The organism is Acinetobacter sp. AG3, assembly GCF_022343575.1.
GTDB classification, from domain to species: Bacteria; Pseudomonadota; Gammaproteobacteria; order Pseudomonadales; family Moraxellaceae; genus Acinetobacter; species Acinetobacter guillouiae.
In genome coordinates, this window is the sequence record NZ_JAKQZD010000001.1 from 2,058,091 (window position 1) to 2,079,012 (window position 20,922).

At 37.5% G+C, this 20,922-nt stretch carries 17 protein-coding genes and 1 pseudogene; 14 read left to right on the forward strand and 4 right to left on the reverse strand.

The genetic code is table 11. The annotated features are described in order from the left end of the window. The first annotated feature begins 228 nt into the window (after positions 1-228). Both L3V46_RS09500 and L3V46_RS09505 read left to right on the forward strand, forming a co-directional pair. Positions 229-1,602 carry an MFS transporter gene (locus L3V46_RS09500; protein ID WP_004821870.1) on the forward strand — a complete coding sequence of 458 codons (1,374 nt, stop codon included), beginning with the start codon at positions 229-231 and terminating at the stop codon, positions 1,600-1,602. Between the two features lie 111 nt (positions 1,603-1,713). Beyond that, positions 1,714-2,979 (forward strand): DcaP family trimeric outer membrane transporter, encoded by a 1,266-nt coding sequence (locus L3V46_RS09505; RefSeq protein WP_239045526.1) that lies wholly within the window; start codon positions 1,714-1,716, stop codon positions 2,977-2,979. 71 nt (positions 2,980-3,050) lie between these two features. Here L3V46_RS09505 and L3V46_RS09510 read toward each other — a convergent pair whose 3' ends face one another. Together L3V46_RS09510 and L3V46_RS09515 are read right to left on the reverse strand one after the other, a co-directional pair. Then, positions 3,051-3,962: an alpha/beta hydrolase gene (locus L3V46_RS09510; RefSeq protein WP_034615279.1), complete on the reverse strand. Its 912-nt coding sequence runs from the start codon at positions 3,960-3,962 to the stop codon at positions 3,051-3,053. Positions 3,963-3,970: 8 nt separating this feature from the next. Beyond that, complete coding sequence (locus tag L3V46_RS09515) at positions 3,971-4,522, reverse strand: PadR family transcriptional regulator (RefSeq protein ID WP_004719902.1); 552 nt, start codon at positions 4,520-4,522, stop codon at positions 3,971-3,973. Positions 4,523-4,690: 168 nt separating this feature from the next. Here L3V46_RS09515 and L3V46_RS09520 point away from each other — a divergent pair, with 168 nt between their 5' ends. From L3V46_RS09520 to L3V46_RS09530, 3 genes are all read left to right on the forward strand, one after another. Continuing rightward, on the forward strand, positions 4,691-6,715 hold the full coding sequence (locus tag L3V46_RS09520; RefSeq protein WP_239045527.1) for an NADPH-dependent 2,4-dienoyl-CoA reductase: 2,025 nt from the start codon (positions 4,691-4,693) through the stop codon (positions 6,713-6,715). Between the two features lie 139 nt (positions 6,716-6,854). After that, entirely contained in the window at positions 6,855-7,265 is a 411-nt protein-coding gene (locus L3V46_RS09525; protein WP_239045528.1) for a nuclear transport factor 2 family protein, read from the forward strand. 90 nt (positions 7,266-7,355) lie between these two features. After that, positions 7,356-8,438, forward strand: a complete 1,083-nt coding sequence (locus L3V46_RS09530) for an alpha/beta fold hydrolase (protein ID WP_004821858.1) — start codon at positions 7,356-7,358, stop codon at positions 8,436-8,438. A 291-nt stretch (positions 8,439-8,729) separates the two neighbouring features. Here L3V46_RS09530 and L3V46_RS09535 read toward each other — a convergent pair. After that, positions 8,730-9,605: pseudogene (locus L3V46_RS09535) on the reverse strand (LysR substrate-binding domain-containing protein). A 145-nt stretch (positions 9,606-9,750) separates the two neighbouring features. Between L3V46_RS09535 and L3V46_RS09540 the strand changes: the two are divergent. Then, positions 9,751-11,169, forward strand: a complete 1,419-nt coding sequence (locus tag L3V46_RS09540) for an aspartate ammonia-lyase (protein WP_239045529.1) — start codon at positions 9,751-9,753, stop codon at positions 11,167-11,169. A gap of 144 nt (positions 11,170-11,313) precedes the next feature. Here the strand turns inward: L3V46_RS09540 and L3V46_RS09545 are convergent, their stop codons facing one another. After that, entirely contained in the window at positions 11,314-11,778 is a 465-nt protein-coding gene (locus L3V46_RS09545) for an internalin (protein WP_096734258.1), read from the reverse strand. Between the two features lie 229 nt (positions 11,779-12,007). Here L3V46_RS09545 and L3V46_RS09550 point away from each other — a divergent pair, with 229 nt between their 5' ends. The 8 genes from L3V46_RS09550 (at position 12,008) to L3V46_RS09585 (ending at position 20,838) form a co-directional block, all read left to right on the forward strand. Further along, positions 12,008-13,648: a CTP synthase gene (locus tag L3V46_RS09550; RefSeq protein ID WP_004719920.1), complete on the forward strand. Its 1,641-nt coding sequence runs from the start codon at positions 12,008-12,010 to the stop codon at positions 13,646-13,648. A gap of 30 nt (positions 13,649-13,678) precedes the next feature. After that, a complete protein-coding gene (kdsA, locus tag L3V46_RS09555) occupies positions 13,679-14,536 on the forward strand; it encodes a 3-deoxy-8-phosphooctulonate synthase (RefSeq protein WP_004719923.1) in 858 nt (285 codons plus the stop codon). Between the two features lie 45 nt (positions 14,537-14,581). After that, positions 14,582-15,871 (forward strand): phosphopyruvate hydratase, encoded by a 1,290-nt coding sequence (gene eno, locus L3V46_RS09560; protein WP_004719930.1) that lies wholly within the window; start codon positions 14,582-14,584, stop codon positions 15,869-15,871. 404 nt (positions 15,872-16,275) lie between these two features. Then, positions 16,276-16,662, forward strand: a complete 387-nt coding sequence (ftsB, locus tag L3V46_RS09565) for a cell division protein FtsB (protein WP_004719933.1) — start codon at positions 16,276-16,278, stop codon at positions 16,660-16,662. Then, positions 16,625-17,344 carry a 2-C-methyl-D-erythritol 4-phosphate cytidylyltransferase gene (ispD, locus tag L3V46_RS09570; protein ID WP_034615302.1) on the forward strand — a complete coding sequence of 240 codons (720 nt, stop codon included), beginning with the start codon at positions 16,625-16,627 and terminating at the stop codon, positions 17,342-17,344. The genes ftsB and ispD overlap by 38 nt, the downstream gene beginning before the upstream one ends. A gap of 99 nt (positions 17,345-17,443) precedes the next feature. After that, positions 17,444-18,580 (forward strand): rod shape-determining protein RodA, encoded by a 1,137-nt coding sequence (gene rodA / locus L3V46_RS09575; RefSeq protein WP_004821848.1) that lies wholly within the window; start codon positions 17,444-17,446, stop codon positions 18,578-18,580. A gap of 311 nt (positions 18,581-18,891) precedes the next feature. After that, on the forward strand, positions 18,892-20,160 hold the full coding sequence (locus tag L3V46_RS09580; RefSeq protein ID WP_004719943.1) for a D-amino acid dehydrogenase: 1,269 nt from the start codon (positions 18,892-18,894) through the stop codon (positions 20,158-20,160). Between the two features lie 18 nt (positions 20,161-20,178). Continuing rightward, positions 20,179-20,838 carry an Imm19 family immunity protein gene (locus L3V46_RS09585; protein ID WP_239045530.1) on the forward strand — a complete coding sequence of 220 codons (660 nt, stop codon included), beginning with the start codon at positions 20,179-20,181 and terminating at the stop codon, positions 20,836-20,838. Positions 20,839-20,922 lie beyond the last annotated feature (84 nt).

The window sequence follows — 20,922 nt, forward strand, 5'->3', positions numbered from 1 at the left end:
GTTCTAAAACTCTAAAAATATCGAGATAATCATTAAAATAAAAAATAAATCATTGAAAATATAAAGCCCGATTTCTTTAATGATTATTTTTAACCTATTGTTTATTCAATAAAAAATATTAAACCGACTTTTAAGGTATGGATATATATGCAATCGGTTTTGGACAAAAAATAACAGCTGCCTCATTGTTTGAAAAAATTTCGTAGCGTTTCACCGCAGGAGGCAAAAGTGCAAACGAGTAAACTAAATATTAATCGTATCGTGGATGAAGCAAAATTCACCCCTTTTCATTGGGGCGTTCTATTATGGTGTTTATTAATTATTATTTTTGATGGTTATGATCTGGTTATTTATGGCGTAGCTTTACCTTTATTGATGCAAGAGTGGGGATTAACTGCTGTACAAGCAGGCTTGCTAGCCAGTACAGCACTTTTTGGCATGATGTTTGGTGCAATGAGTTTTGGAACACTGTCTGATAAGTTGGGCCGTAAAAAAACCATCATGATTTGTGTGGCTATTTTTAGTGGATTTACTTTTCTCGGTGCATTTGCATCAACACCCGTTGAATTTGGGATTCTCAGATTTTTAGCAGGACTTGGTATTGGTGGTGTGATGCCGAACGTGGTGGCTTTAATGACCGAGTATGCGCCTAAACGTATACGTAGCACACTGGTCGCTGTGATGTTTAGTGGCTATGCCATTGGTGGTATGACCTCTGCCTTGCTGGGTGCTTGGCTGGTGGTCGATTATGGTTGGAAAATCATGTTTTATATCGCCATTATCCCATTCTTGGCTTTACCACTTATTTGGAAGTTTTTACCTGAATCGTTAATGTTTCTAACTCACCAAGGCAAGACCGATCAAGTGCGAGAAGTGGTACAGAAAATTGCACCACAGCAACAGATTCATGCATCGACTCAATTTGAATTAAATGAAGTCACCGCTGGTGATGAAGCACCGTTACGTGCATTGTTTCAGCAAGGCCGTCGATCAAGCACAGTAATGTTCTGGATTGCTTTCTTTATGTGTTTATTGATGGTTTATGCACTCGGAAGTTGGTTGCCTAAATTAATGATCCAAGCAGGCTATTCACTGGGTGCAAGTATGATCTTCTTATTTGCATTAAATATTGGTGGCATGGTTGGTGCAATTGGTGGTGGTGCTTTGGCGGATAAATTTCATATTAAACCCGTATTGACCATCATGTTTACGGTTGGTGCGATTGCGCTCATTTTCCTTGGTTTTAAAAGCCCACAATTCATTCTCTATACCTTGATTGCAATTGCTGGTGCAGCAACCATTGGTTCACAAATTTTACTCTATACCTTTGTTGCACAATTTTATCCTGCAACAGTACGTTCTACAGGTATGGGGTGGGCATCAGGCATTGGACGAATTGGTGCCATTGTTGGACCAGTCTTAACAGGTGCATTGCTGACCTTAGAGTTACCTCACCAAATGAATTTTCTTGTTATCGCTGTTCCAGGATTTATTGCAGCACTGGCGATATTCTTTGTGAATTTAAATGCTTCAGTGGAAAAAACTCAAACGGCCGAAGCACCAACAACTCAACAAAATATTGTTGGAAATACAATTAACTAAGTTCGTAAACCAAACTCACTCACTGAATTGCTATCTCAGCCCGAATCATGAAGATGACGGCTGCTCAATAAATACGAAAATTAAACCGTAGAGAATAGGATGATTTCTACAATGCATATTTTTAAATACAACATTATTTTGGTGTCAATGGGATTACTTAGCCTAAATATGGCACATGCAGATTCGATGACAGAAGTGGAACAGTTACGTAATGAAGTTAAACAATTACGTGAAATGATTGAACAACAGCAACAGCTGCAAAATAAGCAAATTGTGGCATTGGAAAATAATGTTAAAACGGCACAGGTTGTATCGCAGGCAAAAGATCAAAGCTTTGCACGAACAAAAGCAGGTGCAGAAGTAACACTATATGGGAATATCCGTGCGGATCTATTGTATCAGTCGGAAGGTGGAAGTGCCGATCGACTGTATAATCAGATCAATAGCGTACCGCTTAAAGGCCATAATGAAAGTAGTGATCAATTAAAATCGACTCTTGCAGCGACACGTTTAGGTTTAGATTTTAAAACTACTGACAAAGATATTTCTGGAAAAATAGAAGTTGATTTCTTGGGCGCGAATGATGGACTTAGAATTCGCCATGCCTATTTTAATTATGGTCAGTGGTTGATTGGTCAAACATGGTCCAACTTTGCAGTGCCTGATTATATGCCAGAAACAATTGATGCTTTGGGTTATGTGGGAGGCGCTGTTAAACGAGATGCACAAATTCGTTATACCCATAAATTTAATGCTGAAACACAGCTGGTAACGGCTTTGGAAGATTCCAAAGATGCCTTATCGAATATGCGGATCCCGGTTTTATCAACTCGACTCAATCAATCATTTGCTGATCGAGCGGGTGCATTGAGTTTGCGAGGCATGGTTAGTGAAAAGAGGACTGTTGCTGATAATGAACTCGCTTGGGGTGTTGGACTTGGAGCAAAATACGATATTTCTGCAAAAACCACACTTAAAGCAGATTATTATCATGTTAAAGGTGATTCCAGTTTAGTGTCATGGACGAACCAAGGCTTTGCTATAGATGCCAATAAAAACATCATGGCGCTGAATCAATTTGACTCAATCGCTGTAGGGGTGACGCAACAGTTTAACTCAAAATGGCGAGGAACATTGGGATATGGCTATATGAAAGCAGATGAAAATCAGGATTATATTCGATATTTGAGTGATCCGACCAAAGCCAATAAAACACTTTGGCAAGCTTGGGCCAATGTATTTTATAGCCCGAAAAAGCCGTTAAGTTTTGGTCTGGAATATGTTTATGGTGAGCGTAAAGCCTTTGTTGCAGCGCCTAATGGACAGGATACAGGTGAGGACAATCGTTTTAATGCGGTTGCGATGTATAATTTCTAAGTTATCCGTTGCAGTATAATCATCAAAGAAGCCCTGTTTAATATGCATTAAACAGGGCTTTTGGAATTCAATTAAGCGGATTCTTTTAAAAATAAACGGATTGCTTGGCTAAATTTCACGGGTTCTGTAATAAGCGGCGTATGCCCTGAACGTTTAAAAATAATATTTTTCGCATTGGCTAAACTGTCAGAAATTTGCATTTGACCTTCAGCAGGATAGAGCGATGACTTTTCCCCAATAAAGAATGTAGTTGGACATTCCAATTGTGAAATTGCCTGACGATAATCTTCATCATGGTTGAGATAATTATCGATATACCAAGTTAAATAATCCATTCGACGGATAGGTAATAAATGTTTTTGTAATTGAGGATGTTTAAGCGCCAAATTAAACATAAATGGGCTTAATTTATTACTGCCCTGAATTTTAATAAAATTTAACCAAATTTGAATCAGTTCAGTTCGTGGTTCAATCGGTAATTCATCGACAAAACGATAATTTGAATATTGATGTAAAAAATCAGAGAAGTCTTTTAGCAATCTTTTAATTTTAAAATACTTTTTCCCAAATAATCCAAACTCCCATGTTTCATCCGTTGGGATTTTAGGGGTTTGATCAATGTGTAGATAAGCTTTGAGTTTTTCAGCCAAATTGCCATATTGCATCCCATGCATGGCAGTGGTTGCTCCCATGGAATAACCCATAAGAATAAAATGATCTAAATTTAACTGGTCAATTAAGCTTTCAAGATCACGCCAATGGTTGCTAATCGCATCGATTTCTTGAGGGATCTTACAGGTTCTAGAGCCACCAAATCCGCGCCAATCTGGGATATAAAATTTATAATGTTTAATATTAGGCAGTAAAAAGGGAAGCCATTGCCAACTATGCATACCTAAACCAGACAGGACCAGTACAGGTTCACCCTGACCAATTTCACGAACAAATAATTTTTCGCCATCTGGCATTGTATAGTGTGGCATGCAGTTTCCTATGAATTCTCTTTATTCTCAAACGCTTTAAGCTGTGGAATGACTTGGTCGAGCCAATTGATCCAGCCCATTTCTAAGTCTATACCCAATTGTAAAATCATTTTGTGAATATATAAAGTTCGATCCAGTTGCTCGATTTGTTCAAAATCTTTGGAAAAAATCTGGCGGTATAGTTTTAAATTTTCACGATGTAATTCTAAATGACGCTCAAGTTCAGGTAAAACAGTATTTCCACCAAATTGTGCTTCTGCCCGTAAGCGAACCATAATTTCTTCACGAAGCTGTGCAGGCTGGCCTTGTTTGACCATCCAGTCAGCCAGTTCGACCCGTCCAAGTTGCTCAACTTGATAGGTTTTTTTACGGCCATGATCAGACTGATCTTCAAGGGTGGAAATCCAGCCTTTCTTTTGCATGCCGTTAAGTTCACGGTAGATTTGTTGATGCGTTGCATTCCAGAAGAATCCCATAGATCGGTCAAAGCGTCGCGCCAATTCAAAACCTGTACTTGGCTTCTCTATCAGACTGGTCAATAAAACATGGGCTAATGACATTGTGTAATATCACATCAACAAAATGAATATAAAGTCATTATGCAACATGTTGCATAAAAATCAAATCTCGATTATAAATACTCACACTATGCAACTTGTTGCATTAAACAGATATGAAGTGTCATTTAACAGATTGATAGCTAGCGAGAGCACGCCAAGGGAGTTCACATGTCTAATTATCCGCATTTACTTGCGCCTTTAGATTTAGGCTTTACCACATTAAAAAACCGTGTATTGATGGGTTCAATGCATGTTGGACTAGAAGAAGTTCAAGGTGGATATGAACGTATGGCTGCATTTTATGCAGAACGTGCAGCAGGTGGCGTTGGCTTAATTGTGACGGGTGGCATCTCGCCCAATGATCATGGGGTAACATTCTTTGGTGGTTCAAAACTGGATCATTTAGAAGAAGCAGAAAAACATAAGTTCATTACCAAAGCTGTGCATGATGCTGGCGGTAAAATTGCACTGCAAATTTTACATACAGGTCGTTACTCTTATCACCCTGAAAATGTTGCACCATCTGCGATACAAGCGCCAATCAATCCAACCAAGCCACATGCTTTAACTTCAGCAGAAGTTCATCAAACCATTGCAGACTTTGCCAATTGTGCAAAATTGTCACAAATTGCAGGTTATGATGGTGTGGAAATCATGGGATCAGAAGGTTATCTGATCAATGAGTTTATTGCTGCACGTACCAATCATCGTGATGATGAATGGGGCGGAAGTTATGAAAATCGTATCCGTTTCCCGATTGAAATTGTCAGAAGAACACGTCAGGAAGTCGGCGAAAACTTCATCATTATCTATCGTTTATCTATGTTGGATTTGGTTGAAGGCGGCTCTACACTTGAGGAAGTGATTCAACTTGCGAAAGAAATTGAAAAAGCCGGTGCAACCATTATCAATACTGGAATTGGCTGGCATGAAGCACGTATTCCAACCATTGCCACCAAAGTACCGCGTGCCGCATTTACTTGGGTGACGAAAAAATTAAAAGGTTCCGTCAAAGTTCCTTTAATTACCTCGAACCGTATCAATACTCCTGAAATGGCTGAGCATGTTTTGGCTCAAGGCGATGCTGATATTATTTCGATGGCGCGCCCCATGCTTGCAGATTCGCATTTTGTATTGAAGGCTGAACAAGGCCGTGCTGATGAAATCAATACCTGTATCGGTTGTAACCAAGCTTGCTTAGATCATATTTTTTCAATGAAAATTGCAACGTGTTTGGTCAATCCACGTGCATGTTATGAAACTGAACTTATTTTTAAAGAATCGCCAGTAGCTAAAAATATTGCTGTAATTGGGGCAGGTCCAGCGGGACTTAGTTTTGCAACATATGCAGCTGATCGTGGGCACAAAGTTACAATCTTTGAAGCATCTAATCAGATTGGTGGTCAGTTTAATATTGCAAAAACCATTCCTGGCAAAGAAGAGTTCTATGAAACTTTACGTTATTTTAAACGTAAAATTGAATTACAACCGAATATCAAACTGGTACTTAACCACACTGCAAGCTATGAAGAATTAGCGGCTGGTGACTTTGATGATGTTGTGGTGGCTACAGGTGTAACGCCTCGTCATTTAAATATTGAAGGTATCGATCATCCAAAAGTTTTGTCATATATCGAGGTTTTACGTGAGCGTAAACCTGTCGGTAAGAAAGTAGCAATTATTGGTGCAGGCGGTATTGGTTTTGATACTGCTGAATATCTTTCCCATGAAGGAGAGAGTGGCAGCTTAAATCCACAAAAATTCTATGATGAATGGGGAATTGATACATCCTATGAACATGTGGGTGGCTTGAAACAACCTGAGATTGAACAATCTCCTCGTGAAATCTACTTACTGCAACGTAAAGCCAAATCTGTTGGTGCTGGTTTAGGCAAAACAACAGGTTGGATTCATCGTACAGGTTTAAAACATCGTCATGTCAATATGATTCCTGGCGCAAGTTACGACAAGATTGATGATCAGGGCTTACATATTACGGTTGGCGACAAAACCATGATTTTAGATGTCGACAATGTGGTGATTTGTGCAGGCCAAGAACCTTATACAGCAATGTTTGATCAACTCCAAGCTGATGGAAAATCTGTACATTTGATTGGTGGTGCAAAAGAAGCGGGCGAGTTAGATGCGAAGCGTGCAATTCGCCAAGGTGCTGAATTGGCAGCTGTGATTTAAAAGAATAAACCCTGTTTGAACTCCTTCTCTTTAAGTCATGTGTAGTGTGAAGCATGCTGCGAGAGAAGGGGTTTTATGAATGATCTTTAAAAATGATGGACATAAATTCAAATTATTTCAAATTAAAGGGATATAAAAAATGAGTTATACAAATACCAAGCCTGCAATCCAAAAATGGCACAACATACTGAAAAGTCGAGACATGAGTCTTTTAAATGAATTACTGGCAGACGATGTGGTTTTTCGTTCACCTGTGGCTTATAACCCCTATGAAGGTAAGCAAGTGGTCTTTTTCATTTTAAGTAATGTGATTCAAATTTTTGAAAACTTTACATATCATCGAGAATTTTTTACAGAAGATGAGCAAAGTGTAGTTTTAGAATTTTCTGCCAATGTTGGTGAAAAAAAATTAAAAGGGATTGATATGATTCGTTTTAATCAACAAGGTCAAATTGTTGATTTTGAAGTGATGATTCGACCAAAAAGTGGTTTGGAAGCATTGGCAGCTCAAATGGGGCAACGTATGGCCAGCTTTATACCTAAAGCCTAATTACGTATATACTGCAATAAATAAAATTAAGCGTGAAAAATTTCTTAATTTTTAAAATGATGATGAGTGATAAAAGAGTTGAGGTGGAAAATGTCTGTATTACATAAGTTTACTGAGATTAGCCAAGATTTATTGGATCAAGTGACAGGTGCTGAATTACCAAAGCTGTATTTTAATCAGCAAGGGAAAATGTCTGAGATTATCAAGAAACTGCCTCAACTACAGGATAAATATCGTCCTACACCATGGCTCAGCAATACCCATGCCCATCTGTTATATTTTGATTTAATTAAGAAAAAATCCGTTAAGCTGGACTATGATCGAATTGATCAGCTGACCATGCAAGATGGTGGTGTTACGGCAATTGCATGGTATGGCTACGATTTACCACAAGAAACTCCCACCATCGTGATTATGCATACGATTACAGGCACACCTGACAGTATGCGTGAATTGGTCAAAGATCTCCATGAATATACGGGATGGCGTATTGCATTATGTCTACGCCGTGGGCATGCAGGCTTACCTATGCCTGTTCCTTTAATGTCGATTTTTGGTTCAACTTCTGATTTAAAAGAGCAATTGGCTTCGATTCAAAACACATTCCCACAATCTGATCTTTATGCAGTAGGTTCTTCCGCTGGTACAGGCCTACTTGTGCGTTATCTTGGTGAACAAGGCCTAGATACACCTTTTAAAGCTGCTTTTGCCATGTGCCCTGGTTATGATACTGAGCTTGGATTTCAAAATGTCCATCCTTTCTACACCAAAGTCATGACCAAAAAATTGTTTAAGGCATTTATTAAGCCTTATGAGCAAACCTGGACACCATTACATTCTGTACAAAATGTTCTACAAACGAAAACTCTACAAGAGTTTCAAACTGAATATTTTGAAATGGCTGGTTTTTCAGATTATGAAAGCTATTCAAAAGCCACAAATCCAATTTATGTATTTGAAAATGTTAAAATTCCATTAATGATTCTAAACTCAGAAGATGATCCTGTATGTTCAATAAAGAATTTAGAGCCATTTAAAGAAACCATTCAAAATATGGACAATGTTGTGGTGGTGACGACCAAAAAGGGCAGTCATTGTGGTTTTTATGAAGGTCTTAATACCAAATCTTGGGCTTCGCGTTTAATGGCTGATTTTTTAAGACAGTATTCATGATGATACGCAGTATCAATAAATATCTCTTTAAATTAAAAAATTGACAGATCAAACTATTATCATTTGATTTGTCAGTTTTAATTTTTCAACTGGGTGTTTTATTGATCCTATGTTGCTAGGTTAAGATAAATATTAGACTTCTTTTATAAGTCCATTTTAAAACACAGACCAACATAAAATCCCCCTCATCCTAGCCTTCGTCCAGTGGGAGAAAGCACTTTTCAATATCAATAGATTCTCGTTACATGATCATTTTTTGAAGTAATAAAGATCTTTGTTTAAAATAAAGACCTATTTAAACGCTAAATAATTCCAAACAAAATTTATCTTTTGCGAGTAAATAATATTGCTACGAACGATATAAATATCTTGAAAGAAACTATAACCATCAAGTATTTTTAATTTATTTTAATTTATTTCTTCTTCAATCAGTAAGCGAGGTAGCCAAGCTACACCTAAGCCTTGTAAAGCCAACGCTTTTAAGTCACTGGCATTATCTGTTTCATATAACGTTCGGTAATTGAGTTTACTTTCTATAATTTTATCTACACATTTTCTCAGATAGGCTTGTTTACTATAGGCCAAAAGGGGGAAGGTTTGGTTGAGTTGGTATTTTGGTAATCCATTTTTACTGGCTGTAACAGGTACAATTTGCATATTTACAATTTTATGATAGGTAAAAAGTGTGAGATCCAATTGTTGTAAAGTGAGTTGATCACAATAACAAATGAGAAAATCACAAGAACCTTCTTTTAATAAATGTATCCCTTGTTGCAGATTTGCAGCAATAATTTCCAACTTTAGATCATTATAGTCTGAGTATAGTTTTTGAATAAATTTTGGAAAAAACTGCGTGATGAGAGAATGGGATACTGCAAATTTAATTGAGAGTTCATTATCTTTAATGTTTTTTTCTAAATACTTTATTGTTGTATCCATTTGATTCTGAATGTTTTTTGCTGTTGAGAGCAAGACTTGACCAGCATCTGTAAAATCAATATTTTTACTATAACGCTTTAAAATTTGAAACCCTAACGACTCTTCAATATTTTGTATTCTACGTGTAAAAGCCGATTGAGTGACATGACGTATAGCTGCAGCTTTAGAAATGGATTTCTCTTGGTCTAATGCAAGAAGATCCTCTATCCACCGAATTTCAAGCGTCATGTTCAATCACCAATAAATATTTAACTCAAGCAAAGTATAACAAGTGATATGCAAAAAATGCATACAGATATATTTTTTTACATTGGTCAAGTTTAGATTGTTTCACCTAAGATGAATTGATTATCTTCGTAGAGTTACATTGCAAATGAACATTGAAATTAAAACGAGAACTGAGAAAGATTTATTGGGAATGAAAGAAGTCCCATTTCATTGCTATTACGGTGTACAAACATTAAGAGCGGTTGAGAACTTTAACCTAAGTGCACATAAATTAAGTCATTTTCCTATTTTTATTCAAGCGCTTGCTATGGTGAAGTCTGCTTGTGTAGAGGCTAATTTTAAATTAAATAAAATTGAAGAAAATAAATATAAAGCGATTCAACATTCATGTCAGCAATTAATAAATGGTTCATACCATAATCAATTCCCTATTGATATGATTCAGGGTGGGGCAGGAACTTCTACAAATATGAATGCAAATGAAGTTATTGCAAACATTGGATTAGAATTTCTTGGTCATGCAAAAGGCGAATATCAATATCTACATCCCAATAACGATGTAAATATGTCTCAATCGACCAATGATGTATATCCAAGTGCAATAAAAATAGGTCTATTATTTGCATTGGATCATCTCAATATTCCGTTTCAAAAACTAATTGAAAGCCTAGGTCGCAAAGCTGAAGAGTTCTCTGATATCTTGAAAATGGGACGTACTCAGTTACAAGATGCGGTACCGATGACATTAGGGCAAGAATTTAGTGCTTTTGCGCATACCTTACAAAATGATTTGCAAAAGTTAAATCATATTATGCCCGACTCACTCAGTGTGATTAATTTAGGTGGGACAGCAATCGGTACAGGGATTAATACCGAGGTTGAGTATCGCTTAAATGCCATTCAAGCTTTATCAGAAATTACTGGTAAAAACATTTCAAGCTCGCCTGATTTGATTGAAGCGACTACAGATATGGGTGACTTTGTACTTTTATCAAGTTTACTCAAACGTACTGCAACAAAGTTGTCTAAAATCTCTAATGATTTACGTTTGTTATCGAGTGGACCGCGTACTGGTATAGGTGAGATACAATTGGAACCACGTCAGCCTGGTAGTTCAATCATGCCAGGAAAAGTAAATCCAGTGATTCCTGAAGCGATGAATTTGGCGTGCTATCAAATTATTGCAAATGATTTAGCAATTACTTTGGCTGCAGAAGGTGGTCAACTACAATTAAATGCGTTTGAACCGTTAATTGCGCTTAAACTATTTGAATCTATTGAGTTATTAGGCAAAGCGATGCAAATGCTGAATGAAAAATGCATCCAAAATATCCGTGCCAATGCAGCGCATTGTCAGCATTTAGTGGATAACTCAATTGGTATCATTACGGTGTTAAACCCATATTTAGGTTATGAAACCACTACACGAATTGCAAAGATGGCAAATGAATCTGGGCAGAGTGTCTTGGCTTTGATCAAAGCTGAGGGATTACTTTCAGATGAAATTTTAGCAGATGTACTTGCTGTTCATAATATGGTTCAGCCAAAACAACATGCGGCTTAGTTTTTAAAAGCTACAGGTACAATTAAACTCATTCATGACTTATCATAAGAAATTCAGTTTCATATGGCATATGCAACTGAATACTTATACGGAGTTATAAAAAAAGGGAAATTATCATTTCCCTTTTTTTAGCGATGCAAAATCTTAGTTTTTCAAAGCTGGTGTAGCAGCAGCGATGGCAGCGGCAACAGCATCATCTTCAGATTGTGCTGAACCAGAGCTTGCTTTTGGTGCTGGTGTTTTGGTTTGTGCAGTTTCAGTTTTTACTGACTCTGCTTTTGCAGGCTTCGCCTCAGTCGCAGCAGGTTTATTTTCCGCTTGTGCACTTGGCATAGTTGCATGGGCTTCATGCGTTGCTTCACGGCGAATTTCAGTGCTTGTATTTGCTGTTTCTGTGCGTTCAACTTCTACATGTGCCGGAATTTCGACTTGTTGTGCATTATTCTGCTCAACACTTGGTAAGCTTTCAAACTGTGTCGGTTCAGAAGTCGCAGGTTGAGCAGTTTCAACTTTCTCTGGCTCAGCTTCTTTAGGCTCTTCTTTTTTTACACAAGCAGATACCAAAAGCGCTGTCGCAATTGCACCACAAATTAAAAATTTCTTATTCATAATGACTCAAAACAAAACGTATTAAAGAGATGTTACTTAGTATAACAGCAAAATGATATTTAAAAATCACCTTATCAAGTGCTAATTTTTTATTGGAAATGCTGATAGAATAGCCAATTGTTTATTGTTCTATGAATTGATGTGAATTGACTTTGCTTTCTTGGTACAAGGTAAAGTAAAATCGCACAACATTGTAGGCCAATTTAGGCTCCATTGTACGAGAAACTTAATGACCCATTTTATATTCGTAACTGGTGGTGTTGTATCATCACTAGGTAAAGGTATTTCAGCTGCTTCAGTTGCTGCACTTTTAGAAGCCCGTGGTTTAAAAGTAACCATGGTCAAAATGGATCCATACATTAATGTCGATCCTGGGACTATGAGCCCATTCCAGCACGGTGAAGTATTTGTCACAGAAGATGGTGCTGAAACTGACTTAGATTTGGGTTATTACGAGCGTTTCTTACGTCGTGCCAAAATGACCAAATTAAATAACTTTACTTCAGGTCGTGTTTATCAAGACGTTTTAAATAAAGAACGTCGTGGTGATTATCTCGGCGGTACAGTACAAGTTATTCCACATATTACGGATAATATTAAAGAACGTGTTCTTCGCGCAGGCGAAGGTTATGACGTTGCCATTGTGGAAATCGGTGGCACAGTAGGTGACATTGAATCTCTCCCATTCATGGAATCTGTACGTCAGTTGATGGTTGAGCTTGGTCATAAACGTACCATGTTGATGCATTTGACTTTATTACCTTATATCAAGTCTGCTGCTGAACTTAAAACCAAACCAACTCAACATTCTGTTAAAGAATTATTGTCGATTGGTATTCAACCAGACATTCTGATTTGTCGTACTGAACATGATGTTGACGCAGATACCACCCGTAAAATTGCACTCTTTACAAACGTTGAAGCGCGTGCCGTTGTGGTGTGTAAAGATGCACGTTCAATTTATCAAATCCCACGTACATTCTATGAACAAAACGTTGATGATTTAATCTGTGAACGTTTTGGTTATGACAGCTTGCCTGAAGCCGATCTTTCGGATTGGGATCATGTGGTTGAAGCATTATTGAATCCAGAGTACACAGTTCGTGTAGCGATGGTGGGTAAATATGTTGAATTGCCAGATGCATATAAGTCTGTCAATGAAGCACTTTTACATGCGGGTATTCAAAATCGTGTCAAAGTTCAAATTGACTATATCAATGCTGAAGAGCTTGAAAGCCAAAATCCAGCTGAAGTATTAAAAGGTATCGATGCAATCTTGGTTCCTGGCGGTTTTGGTGAACGTGGTACTGAAGGCAAAATGCAGGCGATTCAATATGCCCGTGAAAACAAAGTACCTTTCTTGGGTATTTGTTTAGGTATGCAATTGGCCGTGATTGAATTTGCTCGTCATGTTGCTGCTATGCCAGAAGCGACTTCTACAGAGTTTAATCGTTCAACAAAATTTCCATTGATTGGTTTAATTACTGAATGGTTAGATGAACGTGGTGAAATCCAGCATCGTAGTACTGAGTCAAACCTTGGTGGCACAATGCGTTTAGGTGCACAAAAATCAGAATTGGTTGAAGGCACTAAAACACGTGAAGTTTATGGTAAAGCGGAAATTACTGAACGTCATCGTCACCGTTATGAAATGAATGATCGCTTTATTCCTGCAATTGAACAGGCAGGTATGAAAATTTCGGGTTATTCTACAGCGCAACATCTTGTTGAAACTGTAGAAATTCCTGAACATCCTTGGTTTATTGCTGTACAATTCCACCCGGAATTTACAAGTTCACCACGTGATGGACATCCATTATTTGCTAGTTTTATCGATGCCGCTAAAAAGCAGCACCAAAACAGCAAGTAAGTATGTAAGAACTTAAACTAGGAAGTTTAAATGTCACAATTAAAACCACAAGAAATTGTACGTTTAGGCGATATACAAATGGCAAATCACTTGCCATTTGTATTATTCGGCGGCATGAACGTACTTGAGTCGAAAGACTTGGCTTTTGAAATTGCAGAAACGTATGTCGATATCTGTACTCGTTTAGAGATACCTTATGTATTTAAAGCCAGTTTTGATAAAGCCAATCGTTCAAGCTTACATTCGTTCCGTGGCCCCGGTTTGGAAAAAGGCATCGAATGGTTAGGCGACATTAAAAAGCATTTTAATGTTCCGATTATTACCGATGTTCATGAACCTCACCAAGCTGCAGCTGTCGCTGAAGTTGCTGACATTATCCAGCTTCCTGCATTTCTCAGTCGTCAGACTGATTTGGTTGAAGCAATGGCGAAAACTCAAGCCATTATCAACATCAAAAAAGCACAATTCCTTTCTCCTCGTGAAATGAGCCATATTCTAAACAAATGTTTAGAAGCGGGTAATAACAAGCTCATTTTGTGTGAACGTGGTACGTCATTTGGCTATAACAACTTAGTTGTTGATATGTTGGGTTTCGACATCATGAAAGAAATGAATGTGCCGGTATTTTTTGATGTCACGCATGCATTGCAAACCCCAGGCGGTCGTGCTGATTCAGCAGGTGGTCGTCGTGCGCAAATCACGACCTTAGCACGTGCGGGTATGGCAACAGGGCTTGCAGGTTTATTTTTAGAAAGTCATCCAGACCCTGAAAATGCAAAATGTGATGGTCCTTGTGCATTACGTATGTCACAGCTTGAGCCATTTTTAGCACAGTTAAAAGAATTGGATACCTTAGTTAAAGGTTTCAAAAAGTTAGATACACATTGATGCGCTTAGAAAGCATCTTATTTTTAATCAACTGAGGAATTATTCATGAGCCAAATCGTTGACATTCGTGCACGTGAAATTTTGGACTCTCGTGGTAACCCAACCATCGAAGCAGACGTAATCCTAGACTCTGGCGTTGTTGGCCGTGCATGTGCACCATCTGGTGCTTCAACTGGTTCTCGTGAAGCTTTAGAACTTCGTGACGGTGATCAATCACGTTACTTAGGTAAAGGTGTTCGCACTGCAGTTCAAAACGTAAATGGTCAAATCAAAGACTTATTAAAAGGTCAAAACGTATTTGAACAAAAAGCGCTTGATGACAAAATGATTGCGCTTGATGGCACTGAAAACAAAGAAAAATTAGGTGCAAACGCAACATTGGCTGTATCTTTGGCGGCTGCACGTGCGGCTGCTGTTGAGAAGAAAACTGAATTGTTCCAATACATTGCAGATCTTCGTGGTCAAACAACTTTGTCTATGCCTGTTCCAATGATGAACATCTTGAACGGTGGCGCACATGCGGACAACACTGTTGATATTCAAGAATTCATGATTGAGCCTGTAGGTTTCACATCTTTTGCTGAATCTTTACGTGCTGGTGCTGAAATTTTCCATGCTTTAAAATCTGTATTGAAAAAACAAGGTTTAAATACTGCAGTTGGTGATGAAGGTGGTTTTGCACCTAACTTACGTTCAAATGAAGAAGCAATTACTGTTATTCTTTCTGCAATTGAAACAACTGGTTATAAAGCAGGTTCTGATATTATGCTTGCGCTTGATTGTGCATCTTCGGAATTCTACAAAAATGGTCAATATATTCTTGCTGGTGAAGGCAACAAAGCATTCACAAGCAACCAATTTGCTGACTATCTTGCTGGCCTTGTTAAACAATATCCAATTATCTCAATTGAAGATGGTTTGGATGAGTCTGATTGGGAAGGTTGGAGCTATTTAACTTCTATCCTTGGTGATAAAATCCAATTGGTCGGTGACGATTTGTTCGTTACAAACCCTAAGATTTTACAACGTGGTATTGATGAGAAAGTAGGTAACTCTATCTTAATCAAATACAACCAAATCGGTACTTTGTCTGAAACTTTAGATGCAATCTATCTTGCTAAAGCGAATGGTTATAGCACTGTGATTTCACACCGTTCAGGTGAAACTGAAGATTCAACAATTGCAGATCTTGCAGTGGGTACAGCAGCGGGTCAAATCAAGACTGGTTCACTTTGCCGTTCTGACCGTGTTGCAAAATATAACCAATTGCTTCGTATTGAAGAATTGACTCATGCTGCTTATCGCGGTAAAGCTGAGTTTAAAGGTTTAAATTAATATCTTTTATTGATTTAAATTAAAAAAAAGCCATTCTTTTATTTGATATAGGGGATGGCTTTTTTATACGCTAAAAAATAATCATGAATAGTATGTTTTAAGGGAAATTTAATATCATGTAATTGATTGATAATAAAATTTAGGGTAAGAATTTAATTAACTTAGTTTATTGAAAATGGAAATTTATAATAAATAATATCGCGATATGTGAGTTTTTAGCATAAAGATAATTTTTTGATTTTTAATTACAAAGTAGATTATTGATCACCCACTTATTTTTTATAAAGAAAGAAAAGTTATTTTGTTCTAGTTTTGCAGTTTTCGCATAGTTTAGTGTTCTTCATACAAAATATTTGATGTATATTAGCATCTTAATTTAATGCTGTTACTCAAGACGCAAATCCATGTTAGAAGTCTTTAAAACAACTTCAAGTAAAGTGATTGCAGTACTCGCGATTTTAATCGTTGTGGTATTACAATATCGCTTTTGGTTCGGTGAGGGTGGTCATTTCCCTCATCAAGCTTTACTACAGCAAATTGAACAGCAAGCTGAAGTCAATGCTGAGTTAAAAGAACGCAACCGAATTCTTGCTGCTGAAGTGTATGATTTAAAAAATGGTGCTGAAGCCATAGAAGAACATGCACGTTTAGACCTTGGTCTAGTCAAGCCACATGAAACTTTTGTACAGATGAGTACCATCAGTACCCATTACAAACCTATTTATACCGATCCAAGTGTAGATTTAAGAACCAATGAAGATGACAACGAACCTGCGCCAGAACAACCGTAAAATTTGGGCAATTGTTCCTGCGGCTGGCTCAGGGCGTCGTTTTTCAAAAACCGAACTTAAACAATACCAAGTCATCCAAAATCAAACAGTGTTAGCGCATACCATAGCGCGTCTAAACGATTTACCGCTTGCGGGTTATGTACTCGCTGTTGGTGAGCAAGACCATTATGCGCAAACATTGCCATTAAAAAATAAACATTTGAGTCATTTTTGTTTGGGTGGTGCAGAACGTGTTGATTCTGTTTTAAATGCGTTGCGTTATTTAGAACAATTTGCACAAGCCGATGATTTGGTTTTTGTACATGATGCTGCTCGTCCTTGTGTGACACAACAATGTCTTGAAAATTTAGTCGATACCGCAATAAACCTGAACAGTAGTGCGATTCTTGCAATTCCTGTAAGAGATACTTTGAAGTGTGTTGAAAATCAGCAAGATATCAATAAAACAGTCAGTCGAGATCAATTATGGCAAGCACAGACACCACAAATTTCTACCTTTTCAAAGCTTAAAACGGCAATCGAAACAGCTTTAGCGAATAATATTGTCATTACAGACGAGGCGAGTGCATTGGAATATATCAATGAACCTGTCAAAGTGGTCATGGGGCGTTCTGATAATATTAAAATTACCTATCCAGACGATTTGGAGTTAGCCAAGTTAATTTTGCAATCGCAGCAATAAAACAACGAAAATAAAAATAATTATGCATTGATTGATTTTCTCAACCGTTATTTATCTCTATAATTTGACCAGATTAAACTAGGTTTAAGATTTGTATTCATGACACCATCGCCACAGTATAAGTTTTTACGTCAATCAGTCAGAGATGGTTTAAGTATTAATCAAAAAGTTTCAAGGTGGGACAAACTACACCTTGATCCTTGGTTATTGGGCTTTTTAATTATCAATGCGATTTTGGGTTTATTGATGGTCTATAGCGCATCTTCTGAAGATATGTCTATGGTCATTCGACAAGCCGTGAGTTTCGGTGTTGGTTTTGTTCTGCTTTTTATTTGTGCACAAATTCCACCAAAAGTATATCAAGCGATCAGTCCTTGGTTTTATTTGTTTGCAATTTTGTTGTTGATTCTGGTTTTATTGGTTGGTGATGTTCGATTAGGCGCAAAGCGCTGGCTGACTATTCCCGGGATTGGCAGTATGCAACCCAGCGAATTTATGAAGTTCGCCATGCCATTGATGATGGCATGGTATTTTGCACGTAACCCGTTGCCGCCTAAGTTTAAACATATTGTAATTGCTTTGATCATCATGATGGTGCCTTTCGTATTGGCGTTGTTACAGCCAGATTTGGCAATTGGTATCGTGATTGGTGGTGTGTTTGCTTTGTTTTTAAGTGGCATGTCGTGGACTTTAATTATTGGGACCTTAGCTGCATTGGCACTGGCTTTTCCTTTAATTTGGACTTTTGTATTACAAGCTTATCAAAAGAAAAGGATCATGACCTTATTTGATCCTGAGTCAGATGCGCTTGGGGCAGGATGGAACATTATCCAATCTAAAATTGCGATTGGTTCAGGTGGAATGACTGGGCGTGGATTCTTAGAAGGAACACAGTCTCAGTTGGGTTATTTACCTGAACATCATACTGATTTTATTATGTCGACCTATGCAGAAGAATTTGGCTTTATTGGGGTATTCTTCTTATTTGCACTTTATACCGCAATGATTTTTAGATGTATGATCATTAGCTTAAGCAGCTTCCATAACTATGGCCGTTTATTGGCGGGTACGATTGGTTTGTCTTTGTTTTTCTATGTATTTGTAAACTCGGGTATGGTCAGTGGGATTTTACCTGTAACTGGCGATCCATTACCGCTGATGAGTTATGGCGGATCAGCCGTAATTGCATTGTTAGCGAGTTTTGGTATTGTTATGTCTATCCATACGCATAAATAAAATCTTTGCAATTTAGAATTTCTCAATCTAAAGCTATTCCTTCTCTTTTTTAAGAGAAGGATGGTATCAAACATAAATAAAAATATTTTTCTTAAAATTAAACCGTTTATATAGTTTCCTGATAGTTTAAAAATCATGTGATATTGTTAATGATTTATCTATTTAAAATCGAATTAAAGCTGACATTTCAACATCAAATCGGTATTGCTAAATCTGTTCTAAGTGCTAAATTAAAATAGTTATATAAATTATTTCTCTAACTACATCATTTTTATTATAAGACGATTAATTCGTATAAGGTTCGGTTCAGTATGCATATCATCATCATGGGGGCAGGTGTTATTGGTACAACATCCGCCTACTATCTAAAACAAGCAGGTCATGAAGTCACTGTGATTGATCGACAACCCAATGTGGCTTTAGAAACCAGTTTTGCCAATGCTGGGCAGATTTCTCCAGGTTATGCATCACCTTGGGCTGCGCCAGGTATTCCACTAAAAGCGTTTAAATGGATGTTTCAACCACATTCACCACTGGCAATTAAGCTAACAGGCGATATGCATCAGTATCAGTGGATGGTGCGCATGTTGGCTGAATGTAATATCAATCGCTACCAGATCAATAAAGAGCGAATGGTACGAATTTCAGAATATAGCCGTGACTGTTTGGATGAGTTACGTGCAGAGACCAAGATTCATTTTGATGAACGTCAACTAGGCACATTACAACTTTTTCGTAAACAACATCAATTGGATGTGGCAGGCAAAGATACTGAAGTTTTAAAACATGAAGGTGTACCATTTGAGTTGTTGGATAAAGCTGGGGTTATCAAGGCAGAACCTGCTTTAGCCCATGCAACAGTCGATTTTGTTGGTGGTTTGCGTTTACCCAATGACCAGACAGGCGATTGCCAAAAATTTACAACAGAGTTGGCAGAACTTGCAGCCAAACAAGGGGTCAATTTTTTATTTAATACGGTAATTGAATCAATCGAAAAAGATGCTGAACGGATTACCGCGATTCACTTGAAAGATGGTAGCAAAATCAAGGGAGATGCTTATGTCATGGCATTGGGCAGTTATAGTCATGAAATGCTCAAACAATTAGAGATAGATGCACCTGTATACCCTTTAAAAGGCTATTCGATCACCACCAAAATTGTTGATCCGGCACTTTCACCGGTTTCTACAATTCTAGATGAGTCTTATAAAATTGCCTTAACCCGTTTTGATGATCGAATTCGTGTAGGGGGGATGGCTGAAATTAATGGTTTTGATCGCTCTTTAAAATCTAGCCGTGAAGACACTTTGCTTATGGTTTTACAACAATTATTTCCAAATGCAAGTGACATATCAGATGCACATTTCTGGACGGGTTTAAGACCAGCTACGCCAGATGGCACACCGATTGTTGGTAAAACAAGGTATCAAAATCTATATACCAATACAGGGCATGGCACCTTAGGTTGGACCATGTCATGTGGTTCAGCAAAATTATTATCCGATATTATTTCTGGAACCACACCACAAATTGAATATGATGATTTGAATGTGTTCCGATATGACTCAGTGAATCACTAAGACGATTGTTAAGGCGATATGAATCAAAATCACCAAGTCGCAGAACAGGAAATTTCATTTTCCAATGTATATTTTTGGCATTGGTTTCTGCTTTTACTTCGTGGTTTTGATGAAGAAAAGGAGTTGAATTTAGATGAGGCGATTCAGGAAGCGGTTGGTTTAGATCCGTATAGCAAGGAATTGGCAGCGTGGTATCAATCATTTCTACCCAGTGAAAATAATAGCATTCGAAATTATCAATTTTCCATTAGTGCTGATATTCGGGTAGATATCCAGTTTACCCAAGAGCAGATTAATTATTATCTCAATGATCTATATATAGGCAATCTGAGTGGGCACTTTGAAGCATGGTTTTTTACGCTAGAAGAACTTTTGAGTTTTCAATTGAATGATCAGCATTTCTTATTATTGTTAACGATGTTGGGTGTTGAACATCAACAGACTTTAGAGGCTAAAATTCAAATATCAAAAAGATTAAATAACATTCTGTTATTTCAAGGGCAACAAGATTACATCGCAAATTGTATCGTGAATGGTTTAAAGATGAATCAAGAATTTTATCAGGATGAACAAATCGGGATATTAAATCGACAAAATCATAGTATGCGTAATGTTGAGTTATATCCTGATGATTTGGAACATATAAAAACCATTAATCTTATTTTAAAGCATGAATAAATATGAAAATAATAATAAAAGCGTCGTTTACCGCGATTAGAAATGGGGAAATGAAAAACATTCGCTGTAACTTTGCAAGATGTT